Source organism: Scytonema sp. PCC 10023, assembly GCF_963920835.1.
Taxonomy (GTDB): domain Bacteria; phylum Cyanobacteriota; class Cyanobacteriia; order Cyanobacteriales; family Nostocaceae; genus Kalymmatonema.
Map to the genome: position 1 here is coordinate 21,615 of NZ_CAWUDP010000003.1, position 17,706 is coordinate 39,320.

Annotated in this window: 17 protein-coding genes; 9 read left to right on the top strand and 8 right to left on the bottom strand. The window is 43.7% G+C overall.

The genetic code is table 11. From position 1 onward, the window contains the following. Positions 1–68 precede the first annotated feature (68 nt). The 4 genes from dnaK (at position 69) to ACM0OZ_RS02705 (ending at position 4,459) form a co-directional block, all read left to right on the top strand. Entirely contained in the window at positions 69–2,216 is a 2,148-nt protein-coding gene (gene dnaK / locus ACM0OZ_RS02690; RefSeq protein WP_414581293.1) for a molecular chaperone DnaK, read from the top strand. A gap of 231 nt (positions 2,217–2,447) precedes the next feature. Continuing rightward, positions 2,448–3,443 (top strand): DnaJ C-terminal domain-containing protein, encoded by a 996-nt coding sequence (locus ACM0OZ_RS02695; RefSeq protein ID WP_414581294.1) that lies wholly within the window; start codon positions 2,448–2,450, stop codon positions 3,441–3,443. 167 nt (positions 3,444–3,610) lie between these two features. Further along, a complete protein-coding gene (locus ACM0OZ_RS02700; protein ID WP_414581454.1) occupies positions 3,611–4,132 on the top strand; it encodes a J domain-containing protein in 522 nt (173 codons plus the stop codon). Between the two features lie 54 nt (positions 4,133–4,186). Continuing rightward, on the top strand, positions 4,187–4,459 hold the full coding sequence (locus ACM0OZ_RS02705; RefSeq protein ID WP_414581295.1) for a DUF3143 domain-containing protein: 273 nt from the start codon (positions 4,187–4,189) through the stop codon (positions 4,457–4,459). 129 nt (positions 4,460–4,588) lie between these two features. Here the strand turns inward: ACM0OZ_RS02705 and ACM0OZ_RS02710 are convergent, their stop codons facing one another. From ACM0OZ_RS02710 to lysA, 3 genes are all read right to left on the bottom strand, one after another. Then, positions 4,589–5,338, bottom strand: a complete 750-nt coding sequence (locus tag ACM0OZ_RS02710) for an isoprenyl transferase (RefSeq protein WP_414581296.1) — start codon at positions 5,336–5,338, stop codon at positions 4,589–4,591. Then, positions 5,335–6,261, bottom strand: coding sequence for a diadenylate cyclase CdaA (cdaA, locus tag ACM0OZ_RS02715; protein ID WP_414581455.1), 927 nt, complete (start codon positions 6,259–6,261; stop codon positions 5,335–5,337). The genes ACM0OZ_RS02710 and cdaA overlap by 4 nt, the downstream gene beginning before the upstream one ends. Positions 6,262–6,464: 203 nt before the next feature. Next, positions 6,465–7,967 carry a diaminopimelate decarboxylase gene (gene lysA, locus ACM0OZ_RS02720; RefSeq protein WP_414581297.1) on the bottom strand — a complete coding sequence of 501 codons (1,503 nt, stop codon included), beginning with the start codon at positions 7,965–7,967 and terminating at the stop codon, positions 6,465–6,467. Positions 7,968–8,057: 90 nt separating this feature from the next. Here lysA and rimI point away from each other — a divergent pair, with 90 nt between their 5' ends. From rimI to ACM0OZ_RS02740, 4 genes are all read left to right on the top strand, one after another. Next, complete coding sequence (gene rimI, locus ACM0OZ_RS02725; protein WP_414581298.1) at positions 8,058–8,612, top strand: ribosomal protein S18-alanine N-acetyltransferase; 555 nt, start codon at positions 8,058–8,060, stop codon at positions 8,610–8,612. 470 nt (positions 8,613–9,082) lie between these two features. Beyond that, a complete protein-coding gene (locus tag ACM0OZ_RS02730; protein ID WP_414581299.1) occupies positions 9,083–11,551 on the top strand; it encodes an ATP-dependent Clp protease ATP-binding subunit in 2,469 nt (822 codons plus the stop codon). Positions 11,552–11,673: 122 nt separating this feature from the next. Next, complete coding sequence (locus ACM0OZ_RS02735; RefSeq protein WP_414581300.1) at positions 11,674–11,913, top strand: hypothetical protein; 240 nt, start codon at positions 11,674–11,676, stop codon at positions 11,911–11,913. Beyond that, complete coding sequence (locus tag ACM0OZ_RS02740) at positions 11,906–12,337, top strand: PIN domain-containing protein (protein WP_414581301.1); 432 nt, start codon at positions 11,906–11,908, stop codon at positions 12,335–12,337. The genes ACM0OZ_RS02735 and ACM0OZ_RS02740 overlap by 8 nt, the downstream gene beginning before the upstream one ends. A gap of 77 nt (positions 12,338–12,414) precedes the next feature. On the opposite strand, the gene ACM0OZ_RS02745 is transcribed toward ACM0OZ_RS02740, so the two are convergent. The 5 genes from ACM0OZ_RS02745 to ACM0OZ_RS02765 form a co-directional block, all read right to left on the bottom strand. Next, positions 12,415–12,579 (bottom strand): PIN domain-containing protein, encoded by a 165-nt coding sequence (locus ACM0OZ_RS02745; RefSeq protein ID WP_414581302.1) that lies wholly within the window; start codon positions 12,577–12,579, stop codon positions 12,415–12,417. Then, positions 12,572–12,847: an AbrB/MazE/SpoVT family DNA-binding domain-containing protein gene (locus tag ACM0OZ_RS02750; protein WP_414581303.1), complete on the bottom strand. Its 276-nt coding sequence runs from the start codon at positions 12,845–12,847 to the stop codon at positions 12,572–12,574. Before ACM0OZ_RS02750 ends, ACM0OZ_RS02745 begins: the two co-directional genes overlap by 8 nt. A 324-nt stretch (positions 12,848–13,171) precedes the next feature. Then, the gene (locus tag ACM0OZ_RS02755; RefSeq protein WP_414581304.1) at positions 13,172–13,885 is read right to left on the bottom strand and encodes a DUF1963 domain-containing protein; all 714 of its coding nucleotides are present in this window, start codon (positions 13,883–13,885) and stop codon (positions 13,172–13,174) included. A 70-nt stretch (positions 13,886–13,955) separates the two neighbouring features. Continuing rightward, positions 13,956–15,164 carry an NB-ARC domain-containing protein gene (locus ACM0OZ_RS02760; RefSeq protein ID WP_414581305.1) on the bottom strand — a complete coding sequence of 403 codons (1,209 nt, stop codon included), beginning with the start codon at positions 15,162–15,164 and terminating at the stop codon, positions 13,956–13,958. Positions 15,165–15,719: 555 nt separating this feature from the next. Beyond that, entirely contained in the window at positions 15,720–16,523 is an 804-nt protein-coding gene (locus ACM0OZ_RS02765; RefSeq protein ID WP_414581306.1) for a phosphate/phosphite/phosphonate ABC transporter substrate-binding protein, read from the bottom strand. Positions 16,524–16,779: 256 nt separating this feature from the next. Here ACM0OZ_RS02765 and ACM0OZ_RS02770 point away from each other — a divergent pair, with 256 nt between their 5' ends. Then, positions 16,780–17,703, top strand: coding sequence for a c-type heme family protein (locus tag ACM0OZ_RS02770; RefSeq protein ID WP_414581307.1), 924 nt, complete (start codon positions 16,780–16,782; stop codon positions 17,701–17,703). The last annotated feature ends 3 nt before the right edge of the window (positions 17,704–17,706 follow it).

Below are 17,706 nucleotides of genomic sequence, written 5' to 3' on the forward strand. Positions count from 1 at the left end.
AGATACAATAAATCAAGCATTAGCTCTAAACAATTAATTTATAAGACACTATAGGAGAACAGTAACGCATGGGCAAGGTAGTCGGCATTGACTTGGGTACAACCAACTCAGTAGTTGCCGTCATGGAGGGTGGCAAGCCGGTGGTGATTGCCAATGCAGAAGGAATGCGAACGACTCCCTCCGTTGTCGGTTTTAGCAAAGAAGGCGAAAGAGTTGTTGGGCAAATGGCACGGCGACAAACCGTCCTCAACCCACAAAATACATTTTTCGCCGTTAAACGCTTCATTGGGCGCAGGTATGCTGAACTCAGTCCAGAATCAAAGCGAGTTCCATACACTATCCGCAAAGACGAAGTTGGTAACATCAAAATTTCTTGTCCCCGTCTCGATAAGGATTTTGCCCCAGAAGAAATTTCCGCAATGGTGCTGAAGAAATTGGCAGAGGACGCCAGTAAGTACCTGGGTGAACCAGTCACAGGGGCAGTGATTACCGTGCCTGCTTATTTTAATGATTCCCAGCGGCAAGCAACGCGAGATGCTGGCAGAATTGCTGGTTTAGAAGTGCTACGGATTCTTAATGAACCCACAGCGGCTTCTTTGGCTTATGGATTGGATCGTGGTAACAGTGAAACCATATTAGTCTTTGACTTGGGTGGTGGCACGTTTGACGTGTCAGTTCTGGATGTTGGCGATGGAGTGTTTGAAGTCAGATCCACCAGTGGAGATACACAGCTTGGTGGTAATGAATTTGACAAAAAAATCGTTGACTGGTTGGCAGAGAAATTTTTAGAAGAAGAAGGGGTAGACTTAAGACGCGATCGCTCAGCTTTACAACGCCTATTAGAAGCAGCGGAAAACGCCAAAATCGCACTTTCCTCTGTCAGCGTCACTGATATTAACTTACCCTTCATCACTGCCACAGAAGATGGTCCCAAACATCTCGAAACTCGGTTGACTCGTTCCGAATTTGAAGGGTTATGCGATGACTTACTTGGGCGTGTGCGCCTTCCCGTCAAACGTGCACTCAAAGATGCTGGGTTGACACCTGCAGACATTGATGAAGTTGTGCTGGTGGGTGGTGGGACGCGAATGCCAATGATACAGCAGCTTGTGCGGGCAATGATAGGCAAAGAACCCAACCAAAACGTCAATCCTGATGAAGTGGTGGCGGTGGGTGCAGCAATACAGGCGGGTATTCTCGCTGGCGAACTCAAAGATGTGCTGTTGTTGGATGTCACGCCCCTATCTGTAGGACTAGAAACCGTCAACGGCGTGATGAAAAAACTTATTCCCCGCAACACAACTATACCAGTACGTCGCTCTGACATTTTTTCTACATCAGAAAATAACCAAAACACTGTGGAAATCCACGTCGTCCAGGGTGAACGGGAGATGGCAGCAGATAACAAGTCCCTGGGACGGTTCAAGCTGTATGGCATTCCGCCAGCACCACGTGGAATTCCACAAATTCAAGTATCATTTGATATAGACGCCAACGGGATTCTACAAGTGACCGCTCTCGATAGAACCACAGGTAGAGAGCAGAGTATCACAGTTCAAGGCGCTTCTACCTTGAGCGAAGGCGAAATTAGGCAGGCAATTCAAGATGCTGAGAAATACGCCGAAATCGACCGAGAACGCAAAGAACGGGTAGAAAAGCGCACTCGTGCAGAGGCGCTGATTATACAAGCAGAACGACAACTCAGAGAAGTGGCGTTGGACTATGGGATGCAGTTTGCCCGCAGCCGTCGCCAAAGAATTGATAATATCTGCCGAGAACTGCGCGAGAGTTTGCAAGAAAACGACGACAGAGGCATTGACCAAGCTTACGCCGACCTGCAAGATGCTTTGTATGACCTAAACCGGGAAGTCCGCCAGTACTACGTTGACGACGAAGAAGATGACTTGTTCGGTACTATCCGTGACTTGTTTACTGGCGAGAAGGAACGAGAACGCGAATCTCCAAGGGATACGTTCCGCGATCCTCCCTATGGAAGCCGCCCAAGAGGTGATGGCGCAGAACGCTCACCCTACAGGGATGATGCTTCCGGAGGAAGCCGCCCAAGGGGCGATCGCGATTACTACGGCAAAAACTACGACAGGGATGATGACAGGGACTATGACAGAAGAGGTCGTTCCTCTTATGACAGCGGTTCTTCACGCAAACCCCGTCCTAGCTACCAAGATAACTGGGACGATGACGATGATTGGTTATGAAATAGAAGTGGATGTTTTTAGGAAATAAAGTTATAACTTTCACCGGCGGGGTTTCCCGCCCTTAATTCTTAAAATGACATCTCTAACGCAAAATAAAGATGAAAGAGGTTGATTCCGAATTCGGATTTGCTCATAAGTAATAGGTAATAAGTAATTAGTGAGTCGTTCAATAATTAATGAATCGTCATTCAAAAATATAAAATCTAAAAGCTAAACATAAACAACAGAACTATGCAAAATTTGCAGAATTTTCGCGATTATTACGAAATTTTGGGAGTCACTAAAGAGGCAACAAATGAAGATATTAAAAAGAACTATCGACGGTTAGCGCGTCAGTATCACCCAGACCTCAATCCAGGAAACAAAGCAGCAGAGGAAAAATTTAAGGATATCGGTGAGGCATATGAAGTCCTTAGCGATGCAACGAAACGGGCACGTTACGACGAATTTAGCCGCTTCTGGCAACAAAAAGGCTTTAGTGGCAAACAAGCAGCACGAGGAGGAAAAACCTGGGAAAGTCGCTCTAACGGTCGCAGTAGTACTGCTGACGTAGACCCAGGTAAATATGCTGATTTTGATAGTTTTATTAATCAAGTCATTGGTGTAGGTGTTCGCAAAGACAATAAAAATGGAAACTCCAGCAATGGTGCTGAGAGCGATCCGTTTAGTTCTCCAAATAGAAAAGTTCAATATACAGTCAACTCCCGCCCCAGCCGTCGGGATATAGAAGCAAGATTGACCCTGCCACTCGAAAAAGCTTATAAAGGTGGATCGGAAAGGATTCGCTTGGAAGATGGGCGATCGCTCGAAGTCAGTATGCCCCCAGCGATGGTTACAGGTCAAACCATCCGCCTAAAAAACCAAGGCATCAATGGTGGCGATTTATACTTAAAAATTACTGTAGAACCACATTCTTTATTTAAAGTAGAAGGCTCAAATGTCCTGACTCAAGTGCCGGTGACTCCTACGGAAGCGGTCTTGGGAGGACACATCGAAGCACCAACCCTAGACGGACCAGTCAAAATGTCTATTCCCCCTGGTGTCAGATCTGGTCAACGCTTCCGTCTGGCAAATAAAGGCTACCCCAAGGAAAACGGTGAACGTGGTGACCAATTGGTGGAAATTCAGATCGTTGCTCCCAAAAATATTAGTCAGCAAGAACGTGAACTTTACGAAAAGTTACGGCAGATAGAAAGCTTTAAACCCCGCGCTGATTTGGTGAGATAGGGATTGTGAGAGTAAGTGGTAATTAGGAAATGTTAATAACTAACAACTAACAACCAATAACTGACAAACTTACTGTCATCGTCTGCTTGCCGGGTTGGTTAGGTTTAGAATATTAGAAAAAAGTTTATTGCCAGGTGACTCAAACAGCCGTGAATCAGAATGGGGCAATGGCACAAAGCAGCGAACCGACTTATTACTCCCTGCTAGGACTGCATCCCTCAGCATCGCCAATCGACATCCGTCGCGCTTACCGGGAACTGAGCAAGCACTATCATCCAGATACGACAAAATTGCCGACTGCTTTGGCTACTGCCAAATTTCAGCAACTTAACGAAGCGTACGCCACCCTCAGCAGTCCAGAACGACGATTTAGCTACGACCTGAAAATTGGCTATTCGCGCTTTGGAGTTATTCAAGCACCCCCTGACTTGAATCGTCCTGTTTCCTATTCCCATGACTGGTCTAAATCAGCTTACCTCGACGCCAGCGATCGCCCCCTGTCAACAGGCGAAATCTTTGCTTTGTTTATTCTGGGATTGACATTTTTAGTTTGCTTGTTGCTGGCGATCGCGATCGGTTTAACCCGTGGAGAGGCTGCCTTTCAAATGCAGCTGCTACAAAATACCCCAGCAGTACAACAACACGATACCAGTATTTCACCCACTATCCCTTCAGAAATTCCAAATTAAAAATTAAATAAAAATTATCTTTTCACTCTTTACTGTTGACTTTTGACTAAAAATATGATTTTTCCTTCCCCGGAAACACCTTTGTATAACCATCCCCTTCCCCAAATTGAACAGTGGCTGAGAGAGCAAGGCTGCCAACAAGATGAAAAACAACTTCATTGCTGGCACGTACAGCGATCAAATTGGCAAGCAGAACTCTCACTAGATATCGAACAAATCATTGTGCGATATGTCCAAGCCGGAGAAGGTGGGCAAGATATCCAACGCGCGTTCAAGTATTCCCTCAGCCGAGAAGATATAGAACGAGCTGTTTTTTCTGGACCTTGAATAAGCGATTAGGGATTGGGGATTAGGGATTGGGGATTAGGGATTAGGGATTAGGGTAAGGTGCGAGTATTGTCCAGTCCCCAGTCCCCAGTACCCAGTCCCCAGTCCCCAGTCCCCAGTCCCCAATCTTCACACTTTGCCAAACCTACGATCCCGTTGCTGATAGGCGCACAAGGCACGATGAAACTCATTGCGGTTAAAATCGGGCCAGAAAGCTTCAGTTATATAAATTTCTGCATAAGCTATTTGCCACAGAAGGAAATTCGACACCCGCATTTCCCCACTTGTACGAATTAATAAATCTGGGTCACAAATGCCCTCAGTGTAGAGGTGACGTTCAAATGTCGCCTCATCAATTTCATCTGGTTCAAGTAGACCTTGCTGTACTTTATGAGCAATTGCACGGCATGCCTGTAAAATCTCCTGTCTCGCCCCATAATTAGTTGCGACTGTGAATTTAATACCGCGATTGTTTCTAGTTTCTTCCATTGAACGGGAAATTTCTTCTTGCAGCGAACCGGGTAAGGCGCTCAAATTGCCCACAAATCTAATTTGAACATTCTCCTCCATCATTTCCCGCAGTTCTTGGCGCAAAACCCGCTGAAATAGAGTCATCAAAAAATCTACTTCTTCGGTCGGTCTTCCCCAGTTCTCAGTCGAAAAAGCATAAGCCGTCAGCGCCCCAATTCCCCAATCATCGCAACAGCGAAGTAAATTTTTCAGCGCATCTACTCCCCGCTGATGTCCTATAAATCGGGGGAGTCCTCGACTTTTAGCCCATCGACCATTGCCATCACAAATCACCGCAACGTGCTTAGGCAATAGTTCTCGTTTTAAATCAGGGGGCAACTCTTGCAGTTCAGTGTGTTGTGCTGTCATTTCTTATCTCGTCGTGAAGCAGTCGATGGTAATCCGAGTAAACGTGAAATTAGTGCTAGTGCCTTACCACGAATCTGACGACCCAAACTTAACAAATCAGGAGCAACATTCTCCCGATCCACAGTTGGGGAAAATTGAGCCTCTAATGACTCTTTCAGCTTCGTAATGGTCAGTGGTCTATTTAGGGTTCCTCGTTCCGCTAAGGAAATGGAACCTGTTTCTTCTGATACAACGACACAAATGCAATTTTCGACCCGCTCAGTAATTCCCATTGCCGCCCGGTGGCGTGTTCCCAACTGGCGTGAGGCTGTGCGTCCCGATAGCGGTAAAATTATACCTGATGCCACGATGCGCGAGCCACGAATTAACGTCGCCCCATCATGTAATAAAGTTTTCGGCTGAAAAATCGTCTGTATAAGTTCTTTTGAAACTTCGGCATTCAGCTTTACTCCCGGCACAGAAAAATCCCGCTCGTCAATAGGACCAGTGGTTTCCAAAATTAGCAAAGCTCCAATCCGGTTTTTTGACAGTTCTTTAACAGCATCGACAATTTCATCAATTACACTATCAGATTTGGGAACCGCCAGACGCGACGGTTGAAACAACTGCCGGAATTCGCCACGTCCCAATTGTTCCAAAAATCGGCGAAACTCTGATTGGAGAGCAACCGCCATTGCTACAGCACAGCCAATCACTAACTTCTCCAACACAAAGTTCAGCAGATGTAACTGCATTCTGCCACTTATTGCTGACGCCAGCATCAGAATAATAAATCCCCGCACCATCCACAGTGTCCGGCGCTCACTAATAATAACGAGTATCATGTACGTCAGCGCCAGTACTAACACAATATCCAGAGTCTCAACCAGCAAGGACTGTGACCTTCCTAAGTTTGTCAGCCATTGCGTCCACCAATCTCCCATGACATCTGGCGTGAAAGTATGAAGTATGAAGTGTGAAAAATGAAGAATGAAGAAGGAAGAATCAAGAATGAAGAATGAAGAATGAAGGATAAAGGATGAAGTATCAAGTATGAAGTATAAAATTTTCATCCTTTACTGTTCTACCTTCCTTTCATCCTTTATCCTTCTTTCTTTGTTTCTTTCTCTATCCTTCTACCTTCGTTTCATCCTTCATCCTTCTTAAGTCTTTCTGGTAGACGATCCTGTCGAATCAAGTCTTGATAAGTTTCGCGTTGCAAAATCAAATTTGCTTCGCCATTGGCTACTATAACAGCTGCCGGTCGAGGCAAGCGGTTGTAGTTAGATGCCATACTGTAATTGTAAGCACCAGTTGCCATGACTACGAGAATATCCCCTGGTTCCGTTTTTGGTACCTGGGCATCCTTTATTACAATATCCCCTGATTCACAATGCTTTCCGGCAATTGTTACAGTTTCTGTAAGTGGAGCAGACAATCGATTGGCAACCACGGCGCGATACACTGATTGATATGTAATTGGGCGTGGGTTATCAGACATTCCCCCATCAACTGCTACGTAGGTACGTATTTCTGGAACGACCTTGGAAGAGCCAATGGTGTAAGCTGTCACACAAGCTGTTCCAATCAGGGAACGTCCTGGTTCAGATAATAATTTTGGCAAAGGCAAATTTGCTGCTTCACAAGCTTCTTGAATCACTTCACAAATCGGTTTTACCCACTCTTCGATGCTAGGTGGATCATCCGATTCTGTGTACTTAATTCCTAAGCCGCCTCCCACATTCAACTCTTTGATCGATAAACCGTATCCAGCAGCTTTACTCATCCACTGCACCATAACCGCAGCTAAATCCTGATGCGGTTGGCGTTCAAAAATCTGAGAACCAATATGGGCGTGTAATCCCACACAGTCAATGGCAGATTGTTGACTCACAAAAGTGAACAACTCATTGAGTTGATTGGGATCAAAGCCAAATTTACTATCCAAGTGTCCTGTGCGAATGTAGTCGTGTGTATGGCATTCTATACCAGGCGTCAACCTCAGCATGATCCGGACGGGAAGTCGGGAGTGGGACACAGCAGATGAGGAGGATGAGGAGGATGAGGAGGATGAGGAGGATGTTGCTCCCCTATCTCCCTCATCTCCCTCATCTCCCCCTGCTTCCCTCGCTAACTCCACCAAAGTGTGCAACTCATGCCAGTTATCCACTACGATGGTGCAGCGAGACTCAATGGCAAAAATCAGCTCTTGGCGAGATTTATTATTCCCGTGGAAGTAGATTTTATCGGGACTCACACCCGCACTTAAAGCAGTGTAGAGTTCGCCTCCAGAAACGACATCTATTCCTAAACCAACCGAAGCTGCTAGAGCGCAAACAGCCAAGCAACTCCACGCCTTGGAAGCGTACAGTACCTGAGATTCGCCTTTATAGTAGCGCTTGAAGCTGTCCCGGTACTGCCGACAAGCTATTGTGAGGGTTTCTTCATCTAAAATATATAATGGTGAACCAAATTGCTTAACCAAGGTTGTGACATCACAGCCTCCTATTTCCAAACAGTCATCACTGTTTCTTCTGGCTGTCAGCGGTAGAAGTTCCTGATTTGGTGAAAGACTTGTGTTTGAAGTGCTTGATGCAGGCAAATACTGACTACCAAAATGTTGAACCCCAGTAGGGTGTGTCGATACCATAACTATAAAAGTTGTCCTTGTCTAAATTACGGGCGTGAGTAAGTCCTCCGCTTCCCAGTTTACAAAGGGCTTGTACCATTACGAACAAGTGTGAGCAAATTACCATTAGAAATTAGATATGTAACTCCAGCAGATTTGAGTGCAGTGCTGGAACTTGATCAAGCCTGTTTTGGTGGTTTGTGGACTTTAGAAGCCTACCAACGAGAGTTAGATAGCCCCAACAGTGACTTACTCGGTTTGTTTTCCTCTGTTTCTCTCAACAGACTACTGGGAATATGTTGCTTTTGGTCAATTTTAGATGAAGCACACATCACAATTTTGGCGGTTCATCCCCAATACCACCATCAAGGCTTCGGACAGGCTTTACTGTATTCTGTGCTAAAAACTGCTTGCGATCGCGGCTTGGAGCGAGCAACTCTCGAAGTCCGAGCTTCCAACTCGGCGGCAATTTCCTTATATCAAAAATTTGGCTTCAAAACCGCTGGACGGCGGCGGCGCTACTACAAAGATAATGATGAGGACGCGCTCATACTTTGGCTACCAGACTTGCAACAGCAGCAATTTCAACAGACTTTAGATAACTGGTCTACCATAATTAGCGATCGCTTAACAAAAGCGTCTTGGTCATTCGTCATTGACCCGTAGCATTTTATTAGCTTTTTTTATTGAATTTATTATTTTCTTTATAGTGATTTTCGATAGGATACAAAATATATCTGCAGGCGTAGAGCCTACCCTCAGGAAGCGTTTGACGCTTACAATCCCACAATTTTGTGTCTTTCGTTATATAAGATATTGTCATAAAGTTGAAAACCTTCTTGACACGAATACTCAACTCTGGTATTAGTGTTTATTTGGGATTGAATAAAAACTTTTCAATCCAACCATCAATTGTTCGTGGTCAATCCTAAAAAAGGTAAATAAAGTTACCCTCCTCAGCACACTGACCGCACAAAAGTAAAGAAAATTAAATAAAAATCATGAAAATTTAGCAATCGCCCCATAAAGCTGGGTGAGTGATGTCGGATGTCTATTTCTTTATACAAGCATCCGTCCGCTTTGCCTGTGCTAAAATCAGCGTACCGGCACGACGCAGGTGATGGGACGAATGCCATATGTTTGAACGCTTCACAGAAAAAGCCATAAAGGTAATAATGCTAGCCCAGGAAGAAGCTCGCCGTCTTGGGCATAATTTCGTGGGTACCGAACAGATCCTCTTGGGTCTGATTGGAGAAGGTACCGGAGTGGCGGCTAAGGTACTAAAATCCATGGGCGTCAATCTCAAAGACGCTCGGATTGAGGTAGAAAAAATCATAGGTCGAGGCTCAGGCTTTGTCGCTGTGGAAATTCCGTTTACCCCACGGGCAAAGCGGGTTCTAGAACTATCCTTGGAAGAAGCGCGCCAATTAGGCCATAACTATATTGGCACCGAGCATCTGCTGTTGGGCTTAATCCGAGAAGGGGAAGGTGTAGCAGCCAGAGTGCTAGAAAACCTAGGGGTAGATCTATCTAAAGTAAGAACCCAAGTGATCCGAATGCTGGGCGAAACAGCTGAGGTAACTGGTGGTGGTCAACCACGCGGGAACAAAACCCCAACATTGGACGAGTTTGGCTCAAATCTGACCCAAATGGCAGCTGACGGCAAGCTTGATCCAGTGGTGGGACGTGCCAAAGAAATTGAACGAGTGATCCAGATTTTGGGTCGCCGGACAAAAAATAATCCCGTGCTGATTGGGGAACCAGGGGTAGGTAAAACCGCGATCGCCGAAGGTTTAGCACAACGCATTGCCAACAAAGATGTCCCTGACATCCTAGAAGACAAGCGTGTGGTGACTCTGGATATCGGTCTACTTGTTGCAGGAACCAAGTACCGGGGTGAATTTGAAGAACGCCTGAAGAAAATCATGGATGAAATTCGTCAGGCGGGCAATGTCGTTCTCGTGATTGACGAGGTTCACACCTTAATTGGCGCAGGTGCGGCAGAAGGCGCAATCGATGCAGCAAATATCCTCAAACCCGCCTTGGCGCGAGGTGAATTGCAGTGTATCGGAGCCACAACTCTAGATGAATATCGCAAGCACATCGAGCGGGATGCAGCCCTAGAGCGTCGTTTCCAGCCAGTCATGGTGGGTGAACCATCAGTAGATGAGACGATTGAGATTCTCTATGGTCTACGCGATCGCTACGAACAGCACCACAAGCTGAAAATCTCCGATGAAGCTTTGGTCGCAGCGGCGAAGTTGTCTGACCGTTACATCAGCGATCGTTATCTCCCAGATAAGGCAATCGACTTGATTGACGAAGCAGGAAGCCGAGTTCGCTTAATTAACTCCCAATTGCCCCCCGCAGCTAAGGAGTTGGACAAAGAACTGCGCCAGATTTTGAAAGAAAAAGACGATGCAGTCCGCGCTCAAGACTTTGACCGAGCTGGCGAATTGCGCGATCGCGAAATGGAAATCAAAGCCGAAATTCGCGCCATTGCTCAAAGCAAGACCAATTCTACCCGCACCGAAGGTGATGAACCTGTCGTGACGGAAGAAGACATTGCTCACATTGTTGCTTCCTGGACTGGAGTTCCGGTGAACAAACTCACCGAATCTGAATCCGAGAAGCTGCTGCACATGGAAGACACCCTCCATCAGCGCTTGATTGGTCAAGAAGATGCTGTGAAAGCAGTTTCGCGGGCAATTCGTCGCGCTCGTGTCGGTTTGAAGAATCCCAATCGACCGATTGCTAGCTTTGTCTTCTCAGGTCCTACAGGTGTAGGTAAAACCGAGTTGGCGAAAGCTTTGGCTTCTTACTTCTTCGGTTCCGAAGAAGCGATGATTCGCCTAGATATGTCGGAATACATGGAGCGCCACACCGTCAGCAAGCTGATTGGTTCGCCTCCTGGTTATGTCGGATATAACGAAGGCGGTCAACTGACCGAAGCTGTGCGGCGTCGTCCTTACACGGTAGTGCTGTTCGACGAAATCGAAAAAGCACACCCCGACGTCTTCAACATGCTGCTGCAAATTTTGGAAGACGGTCGCTTAACCGATGCTAAAGGTCGCACCGTAGACTTCAAGAACACCTTGCTGATTTTAACATCTAATATCGGTTCTAAGGTGATTGAGAAGAGTGGTAGCGGTTTCGGCTTCGATGTTGCTGAAGACCAAACAGAAGCGCAGTACAACCGAATTAAATCTCTGGTCAACGAAGAACTCAAGCAGTACTTCCGTCCTGAGTTCCTCAACCGTTTGGATGAAATTATCGTCTTCCGTCAATTGAGCAAGGAAGAGGTGTCCGAAATCTCCGACATCATGCTCAAGGAAGTGTTTGGTCGCCTCACAGAAAAAGGCATCGCACTGGAAGTTACCGACAAATTCAAAGACCGCCTCATCCAAGAAGGTTACAGCCCCAGCTACGGCGCAAGACCATTACGTCGGGCAATAATGCGCTTGTTAGAAGATAGCCTCGCCGAAGAGATTCTATCTGGTCGCATCAAGGATGGCGATACAGCCATAGTTGATGTCGATGAAAGTGGCAATGTGGTTGTCAGAGCTGAACAGCGCCGGGAATTGTTGACCCCTGTCGTTGAATAGGAAGAAAGAAGATTTAATATTTCTTTATTCTTCAGTCTTTTTTTAAACGGTAGAGTATGCAACTGCTCTACCTTTTTTTTGTATTTCATTTGGGAAGGAAGCGAGTTCTATAATAAGAAAAGATGAGTTATTCTCAGAGGCTAGCTATGTTTGCTGTAGAATTTCAAGCTAATATCCAAAATGGCTTTATCGAAATACCCGAGCAATACAAATCACAATTCGTCACACAAAAAAGTATTAAAGTTATTCTGCTGAAACCAGAAGAAAATGCTCCCGTAGAAGACTTGATTGATAAACTCTTAAAGAATCCCATACAAGTTGAGGAATTTCAGCCATTAAAACGAAATGAGATTTATGAGTGAACCTTCACAGTCTCTCTGTTATCTAGATTCAAACATATGGCTGTATGCCTTAATAACTAGCACTCAAACAGACAAAAGACATGAGAAAGCTCGATATTTGATATCAAGCAAAGAGGAAGTGATAGTAACAAGTACTCAACTTATTAGTGAGGTTTGCGTTAATCTGCTCAAAAAATCAATACTTAATGAGCAGCAAATAGAAAACTTGATTAAATCTTTTTATATAAAGTATCGAGTTATAGAGATAAATCAAGAAATTCTCTTAAGAGCATCGCAATTGCGAACGCAATATCATTTCTCATTTTGGGATAGTTTGATTGTAGCTAGTGCTTTATATGGAGATACTAGTATTCTTTTTTCTGAAGATATGCAAGATGGTTTAATCGTATTTAATAAGCTAGAAATAATCAATCCTTTAAAATAAGAGAGTAAGACAGCTATACCGTGATGTACTGCATAAGAATCGAACAACAGTAAAGAGTTAAATTGCTCATACCAATTCTATATGAGGCTGCTTACTCCACTATCAGCAAGTCTTGCTACGACTTCACTCAAATTTACACTACTGATGACAGCTTCAGTAAGGACGTTTGTTACGCGAACGCTACCAGGTTCATTGTTTAAAAGCGCCAAAATAGCAGAAGCATCTAAAACATAATTACTCACGCAAACTCTCCTGACGTCGTTCTGCTATGAGTTCATCACTCAGCGATCGCCCTTGGGGAACATATCGACGCACTATTTCTTGTGCTCGTTTAATTGCCTGTTCTAACGTAAAAATTCTCAATTCCCCATTCACTAGCCCAATCATAACTTCCGAGCCTACTTCCAATCCTAGTTGTTTGCGATACTCAGACGGAATCACAACTCTGCCACCCGAGCGAGATTTTTGTCTTAATTGTTTGCATATGAGATTTTTTAATGACTTTGACATAAGTAACAAAATTATATTCCATTAAGGTTTTTTTGTGATATTAAACGCGAGCGTGTGGCACGAATGTGCTATATATTTCCCATGTGTAGAGACGTTGCATGCAACGTCTCTACAAGCAATTCCTACAACACTGTCATCCTCTACTTCAGGTTTGTAGAGACAACAACTTGCAACTGAGGCGATCTGCGCTTCTCCTGTCGGAGACGCTACGCGAATGCAAAGGTCAATCAAATGTAAGGCAACCCATTCGAGTGGGGTACTCAAGCCATTAATGCTGCGATTCAAACATCACAACCACCCCAAGTAGGTGCAGTACCTACCTGATTAACCACAAGCCCAACCAAAGGCGACCTGGGTTTTGTGCGTCTTACACTGTGTGATGTGACCACACCCGACATCGCCAAACATAAACGGCAGATTGTTCTGTGAGTCCAGCTGAAACACTAACCGCATTCTTTGATTGCATACTGGGCAATTGGGATATTCGACTCCTTGAACCCAGCATGGCCAACCTGAGAGTTTGTCGCCGGAGTAGTGCGGATATTCCAACTCGATGTTATCCCACTCATTATCAGTTAAGTCTATTCCAAGTTCTGTGAGTTCTTCAGAGCCGGGATAATCTTGTATTTCCTCCCAGCTTACAATTTCTTTCGGGGGAAAGTAATTCTCTATGTCCGGTATTTCAATATCTAGCACTTCCGTGTCAGGTTGAACAACTCGGACAAGCATACTTTTGGCAAAAGGTAACCAAGCTTCGCACTCGACTTCACAATTAGTATCTGTGCTTGTACAGTAAAACAGTTGGAGTAATCCGCTGCCGAACTCTCCGTGTATGGATTCTGGCAAAGAGTTGAGATTAAGTTGCAAAAACAGTTGCATAGGTTTACCGCAATGTTGACAGACGGGCCAGTGTTCGTTCTTGTTCAACCACGGTTTTCCCGAAAACTTGGAGGCTTTGAGCGCACCGTCACCGTCACTCACTTCTGGTAAAAAAGCAGCACGCATGAACGGTCTTATGGATGCAGGAATCAAATCCATATAGGCTAGTATCTTAACTATAGTTCTTAGCTTATTCGTTCCTCTCCTGATTATTCTTGTTATCTTTGTTTCACAAAGCTGGTGAATAAACTCTTCTAACGTATTTCATAACAACAGGTTGTAGTGTGTAAAGCACTCTACTTTGTTCTTTACTTGTTTCAATAAGCGATCGCCTACTAAGAGAGTCTAAGGCTTCGATGATTTCTGATGTTGATACGGTTGATGATATATTTTCTCTTAATTGCTCTAGTGCGCTCGGCTGTTGATAAATGACTAATGCGTACATAGCTTTTTTTTCTAGCTCTGACAGTCGTTGAAACTGTAGGTCTAAAATCTCTGTAAATATATCACTAAGTACTATTGTGTTGTATCTTAAAAATTCGCCTACGTTACCTCCAAACAAATCTTTGATAGTTTTAGAAACTATTTTTAACGCCAAGGGGTTTCCTCGATAGATTTGAATAAGTTCTTGCCCTTGTTTTCGGTCATATATCAAGTTTGCTTCGCTGAGAATTTTACCAGCAGCTTCTCCTAAACCACCCAATAGTAACGACCGCACAGGTAGCTTATCACCTTCTAATAAAACAATTTCTTTTGGTTTTTGTTGACTAGTCAGTACTACACAACTTGACAAATCACGTTCTTCTCCAAGTCGTTTAATGAGTTCTCCATAACCTTCATATTCTTTACCTGCGCTGTCCAAAATTGCATCTAAATCATCTAAGACCAATAAACAACGATGTTGACGTAAATAATCAACTAATCGTGATAAACTTGCCTGATTATCTTGCTCCTGTCCAAAGAAAAAAAGCAAGCTTGTTAGTACATCAGTAATTGGTAGAGCATGACGAAGCGAGCGCCAAATAAAATACTCAAACTCATCTTTAATTTGTTCTACACAACGTACCGTCAAAGCAGTTTTGCCAATTCCCCCCATGCCTTGTAGTGCTACCACACGACAGCGGTCTTGCATAATCCATTGCTCTAAAGTGGCTAGTTCTTGAGTACGTCCATAAAAAACTGGTATATCTGGCGCGTCGTCCCAATCTTGACTGACAAAATTATCAACAATGTTTTGCCAATCCAACCCAACAGCCGCACAAATATCAATAAAAAATTGTGCTTTAATATACTTTTTTTGCCAAAACCTTTTCAAAGTTGCTACTGAAGCCTTAGCGGCATCAGCCCAAGCAGCAGATTGCCTATCCCAACCCTTGCGGATTCTCGCCTGGTCAACCGTTTTTAGCCCTTGGGGCGAAGCTCGGAGTGAACTTGCCATAATCGTCCTCCAAGGTTACATATCAATACGTACAAGAATACACCTAACTACAAAAAACTACAGTCGCAGCATTTCGGATTGAGATGTTTTATAGTTGCATTTTATCCATATTTTTATCTATATATATATATTTTGACACAGCGGGAAAGGCAGTCAACCAAAAACTGAGCCAAGGATGCGCCAACGCTGCACCGCCAAATCTTTGCATACAAGGCATTATAGAGGTGTAGGAAGAAAACCGTTTTTGTGCAAGGCTTTTGTTTTTGATGACAACCTTCCGGGACTTCCAAATAAAAAAGTATCCAAAAATCTCTTGTGGAACGGGCGTCTCGCCCGTTCAGATTGAGGGCGGGTAGGGATGCCCACCCCACTGTTAGGGATAATTAAGACGTGCTTTGAGTCAGTCTGGTTATTTTGCTAAAATGGTGGCAGGACTTCTAAAAAACTTTGTGAACTACTGACAAACACAGGTATTGTGGGTGTCAACTATCCCATTTCACCCAACGGTACAAGTGCAACTCCTGCCGCGTTTTGTTGAATGATAGCAGCCATAGCTCAAAACAAGCGAGCAGGCTTTTGACGAACATTGGAATCAATTGACCTTACCCGACGCACAACAGAAATCATGTAATTGTAATCCGGGACTGACACATTGGGAACATAGCCTATTTCTCGAACTATACTGAATGGAGCTGCACTCATAATTTTATGGATTTGCTCTTGGCGGTTTTGATCTATATTGGGCGCAATCAAGACTACTTCTGGTGGAACATTGTGAGGGTCAACGTAAAGCACCCGAAATCGTGTATCTCTCAAGCTAGGACTATAAAGGTTATATTCTGCCAGCGAAAGAGCTCCAGCATTGGCTTTTCCTTGGGCAACCAATTCCAAAACTATTTTAGGTGTTGGTGCGAATAGTACTTCAGCCAGTGTTAAGCCATAAAGATTGTAAACAGGCAAATAATATCCTGTTGCTGAACCTTGTTGACCTAAAGCTACCGTCTTTCCCTCTAGCTGTTTCAACTCTGTTATTGGGCTGTCGTTGCGAACAACCAAAATTGACTTGGAATGATTAAAACCTTGCACAATATACAAAGGGCGGTATTGGTAGTCGGCGATCGCAGTTGCTGCTACACCTGGAGAAGCAAACACCAATGACCAAGCTTTACTTTGAATGCGCTCAATAGCCTTATTTTCATTGTAAGCAGGCTCTAGCTCAACCCGTGTCGCCATTGTTTTAGCCAAGTAGCGATTGAAGTCAGTATATCGAGCAAGTATTTGTTCGCCTTCATTGTAGCTTACTACACCTATCACCAACTGACCGTTAAGATTTGGTGACGATGGGTTGCATCCACTCAATGTTATAAATAGCAGCACAATAAGAAAAAATTTAGGTGATAACCTCAAAGACATTACTGTTTTAATTTTTTGAATAAATGTTTTGACTTATTAAGATTCATACCATGTCTCTAAAATCATCCTCTATTCTTCTATAGATATTTTCTCTAGTCCAGTTTCAAAATAAACAGCCGTCGAGGAAAAGAGAAGAAAACCAAAATATAATTTGAAGCAAGTATCCTAAGAATTAATTATGAATTTTTTGGAGGCAAATTAAGTGTTGTGGTTAAATAAATATTTAAGAAATGTCAAAATTCGTGTTAAATTTAACATATTTTTGATGTTAATTTTTATAATTGGCATTTCCTTAAGCGGTACTGCTCTCTCCGCAGTACTTCAGTATAGGGCTAAAGAGGAATTAACCTCTAAAGCCATGATTCTATTTGCCACGGTAAATTCAGTTAGAAACTATACACAACAACGCGTAAATCCCCTGCTATTACCTAAATTAGAAACCGAATCAGCATTTATTCCAGAAGCAATACCAACCTTCTCGGTAAGAGAGGTTTTCGAGAATATTCGTAGCGACGAAGAATATAAAAATTTCTTTTATAAAGATGCAGCACTCAATCCAACTAATTTACGCGATAAAGCTGATGAATTTGAAACTCAGCTTGTAGAGGAATTTCGCAGCCATCCTCAGAATAAACAACGTTTTGACTTTCGTAACCTTTCTGAAGGAAAAGTATTTTACGTTGCACGACCATTTGTTGTTCAAGAACAGAAATGCTTGCAATGTCATTCAACGCCAGCGATCGCTCCTAAAAGTTTGCTAACAAGTTACGGTTCAGAACATGGTTTTGGTTGGAAACTCAATGAAATTGTAGCTGTTCAAATTCTGTATGTCCCTGCTGAAGAGATTTTTAATAGTGTTCGGCGTTCTTTTTATTTAGTAATAGGAGTTTTCATTGGTGTTTTTGTAATAATCATTTTGACAACTAATTTATTACTGAAAGAAGCTGTCATTCACCGAATTAGAAAAATAGCGAAGACAGCACAAGAAGTGAGTACCGGAAATATGGATGCTGATTTTACAGAACAGTCTAAAGACGAAATAGGTGCTTTAGCAGTAGCATTCAATCGAATGAAGTGCAGTTTAAAAATATCAATGAAGCTTCTGAATGAGAAAAAGTCATATTAGAGG